3 protein-coding genes and 2 pseudogenes are annotated in these 2,990 nt (G+C 38.8%); 4 read left to right on the forward strand and 1 reads right to left on the reverse strand.

Translation table 11 applies throughout. The annotated features are described in order from the left end of the window. Together FCR06_RS32025 and FCR06_RS32030 are read left to right on the forward strand one after the other, a co-directional pair. On the forward strand, positions 1 to 270 hold a 270-nt coding region (locus tag FCR06_RS32025), incomplete at its 5' end, for an IS1 family transposase (protein ID WP_138506924.1). 71 nt (positions 271 to 341) lie between these two features. Next, positions 342 to 566 (forward strand): annotated as a pseudogene (locus FCR06_RS32030) (IS1 family transposase); the annotation flags it as partial. Positions 567 to 782: 216 nt separating this feature from the next. On the opposite strand, the pseudogene FCR06_RS32035 reads toward FCR06_RS32030, so the two are convergent. Continuing rightward, positions 783 to 1,843 (reverse strand): annotated as a pseudogene (locus FCR06_RS32035) (IS630 family transposase). On the opposite strand from FCR06_RS32035, the gene FCR06_RS32040 reads away from it, so the two are divergent. After that, positions 1,818 to 2,813, forward strand: coding sequence for an IS982 family transposase (locus FCR06_RS32040; protein WP_411268040.1), 996 nt, complete (start codon positions 1,818 to 1,820; stop codon positions 2,811 to 2,813). The pseudogene FCR06_RS32035 and the gene FCR06_RS32040 sit on opposite strands and share 26 nt — an antisense overlap. Beyond that, the coding region (locus tag FCR06_RS32045; protein WP_223280408.1) for a helix-turn-helix domain-containing protein at positions 2,810 to 2,990 on the forward strand (181 nt) is incomplete at its 3' end. The genes FCR06_RS32040 and FCR06_RS32045, both read left to right, overlap by 4 nt.

Below are 2,990 nucleotides of genomic sequence, written 5' to 3' on the forward strand. Positions count from 1 at the left end.
TGTGAGCCATTATGGGAAATTGTGAAACAGTGGGAAAGCTATTTTTATGTGACCGATGGCTGGAAAGTTTACCCTAGTTTTATACCCAATGGAGATCAAATTGTGAGTAAAACATATATGACGCGAGTAGAAAATGAAAATACCCGATTACGTCATTATCTTGCACGCCTTCACAGAAAAACTTTATGCTATTCCAAATCAGAACAAATGCTGAGACACTCAATTAAATTATTACTTCATTACTTGAAGTATCAAATTGTACCTATATAAATTAATTCATCCCTTTATTCAGCAACGCCATAGGTGTTGCTGAATAAAGGGATGAATTGAGTTGTAATACCGTGCATTATCCATACTGTGATTCTACTGAGATTAGAAAAAATGGTAAACGAAGAGGTAAGCAAAATCACATTTGTGTAAAATGTGGTCGTCAATTTATCGATGCCTATAGTCCACCAAAAGGATACTCAGATGAGATAAAACAAGACTGTTTAAGATCATACGTGAATGGCATGGGATTTCGAGCGAGCGAGCGTGATAAGGGAGTTCACCATACAACCATAATTTAACGTGAGTTCGACGGTGAAAAAAAGGCAAAAAGCCTGCTATGGCTGAAGTACAACTGGATAAGCAGCAAGCGATCGCTATAATTAATGGAGAGGGTGTAAAAAACTGACAAAAAAGACCGAGACTAAAAATATCTAACAAAAATAAGCGTCTCGGCTATGTCTACTATTGTATCTCGGCTCGACATCATATTATGTCCGGATAATTAGTTACGATTAAATTCCAATTTGAATCCACCAATGAAAACCAGTTAGCCCACGAATTAAATCTTGCTGCTGGAGTAAAGATTGACAGCGATGATATAAAACATCCTCCAAATCATCAAGTCTCTCAAAAGATTGATTAGCAATTGGCTCGTCAACCAAAGTCCACAACCGTTCTGCAGGTTGTAATTCAGGTGAATAAGATGGCAAAAATGTTAAATGTAAACCTTCGGGAATTTCTAAATTCTTGCTAGTATGCCATCCAGCTCGGTCAACGGCTAAAAGAATGTGTTTATTAACACCTAAGCCAAATTCACAAGCAAAATCCGCTAAAACCTGATTAAACAATTGTGTATTCACATAAGGGAGAATCCACCAATAAGTTTCTCCGGTTTGAGGATGTAAAAAGCCATACAACCATAACCACTTAAACCGCCAATTCACATTCGCGATTGGTGTTTCTCCTTCAGGTACATAAACTCGTCGCAAAATCGGTTTGAGTCCTAAGCGATGCTCATCTTCACACCACAATTGAACTTCTGCATCAGGATAATCAATTTGGATTTGTTTTACTTGTGTTGCGAGTTTTTTTTCCAGGCTTCTTGCTCAAAATAGTCAGTTTTTGTGTGAGATGGGCGGGGAACTCTGAGTCTAAAAGTCATTTGCCGCAATATCTCCCATCCCCTTTGTCTGCTGATATGAGTTCCTGTCGCTTCAGTTAACCAATGTGCGACCTTTCTGCCGTTCCATAATCCTCCGTCCGGTGCTTTCCCTTGTAACGCCTGCCATAACTGTGCTTGCTGGATATCATCTACTAAGGGCTGTTTACCTTGATTTGAGTCTCTGCGATCACCTAACCCTTCCACCCCTAATTCGTTGTATCTTTTTACCAATGCGTATATCCATGTTCTGCTGTAGCCCGTTATTTCCTCTACTTCTTCTGTTTTTTTCCCTTGTGCCAATAACCAGATAATCTGATACTGACGACTTTCTATCCCATCTTTAGCTTGACGGTAGCGTTTTTCTAGCTCTTCAATACCTAGATATGTGGCTACACTAATTCGTTTCGGCATTAATCATCTTTGCACTCATTATTTTTATCGTAAGCGATTATCCGGACATGATATCACCCAAATTTTCTGCGACGTAGATGATTTCTGTAATCAATGGGAAAATATATGGCAGCAAGTACCGCAATTGCCATCGACAACAGGAGAACATCGCAGCACTTCCCGGATGCATTTATCAGAAGTGATGACAATAGTTATTGCATTTCATGGCAGTGGATATAAGACTTTCAAGGAATTCTACACCATGCAAGTGCTTAGTGGTTGGCATCAAGCATTTCCCAATTTAGTCAGCTACACACGGTTTGTGGAACTGATGCCCTGGTGCTTAATGCTGTTATGTTGCTTTTTACATACACGTAGAGGAGAAATTACTGGGATTAGCTTTATCGATTCCACCCCAATTAATGTTTGTCATAACTGTAGGGCACATTCTCACAAGGTGTTTAAAGGATTAGTAAAATGGGGCAAAAATTCTCTGGGCTGGCATTTTGGATTCAAGCTTCATTTAATTATTAGTGATTGTGGAGAATTACTAGCATTTACACTAACTCCAGCCAATGTAGATGACCGAAAACCAGTCCCCGATATGACTAAGGACTTAATCGGCAAACTTTTTGGTGACAGAGGATATATCTCACAAAAATTATTCGAGGAGTTATATGAGCGCGGATTGCAGTTAGTCACAAAATCTAAGAAGAAAATGAAAAATCGTTTGGTAAAACTGATTGATAAGATTCTGTTACGCAAACGTACTGTAATTGAGTCAGTCAATGACCATTTGAAAAATATATGTCAAATAGAACACTCTCGTCATCGTAGTCCATTAGACCTCTTGCAAAAATATTTTATGGTAYGATATTGGGTTTTGTCGCTTGAATCAATCTACTTATGCGATACGAGCAAACAAAAAAGTTATCGAATCGGCAGTTCAAACGTTTGGTTGGGGTGCAACAACGCACGTTTGATGAAATGATTAAGGTGTTAAAAGATGCAGCTAATTTGAAGCAAACACGAGGTTATCCAAACAAGTTAAGCTTGGAAGACCAAGCTTTAGTTTGCTTACAATATTGGCGGGAATACCGAACTTACTTCCACATTGCTAGTGAGTGGGAAATATCAGAATCAACGGTTTGCCGTATAGTACATTGGG

Origin of the sequence: Nostoc sp. PA-18-2419 (assembly GCF_005869855.1) — a bacterium.
In the GTDB taxonomy this organism is placed as follows: domain Bacteria; phylum Cyanobacteriota; class Cyanobacteriia; order Cyanobacteriales; family Nostocaceae; genus Nostoc.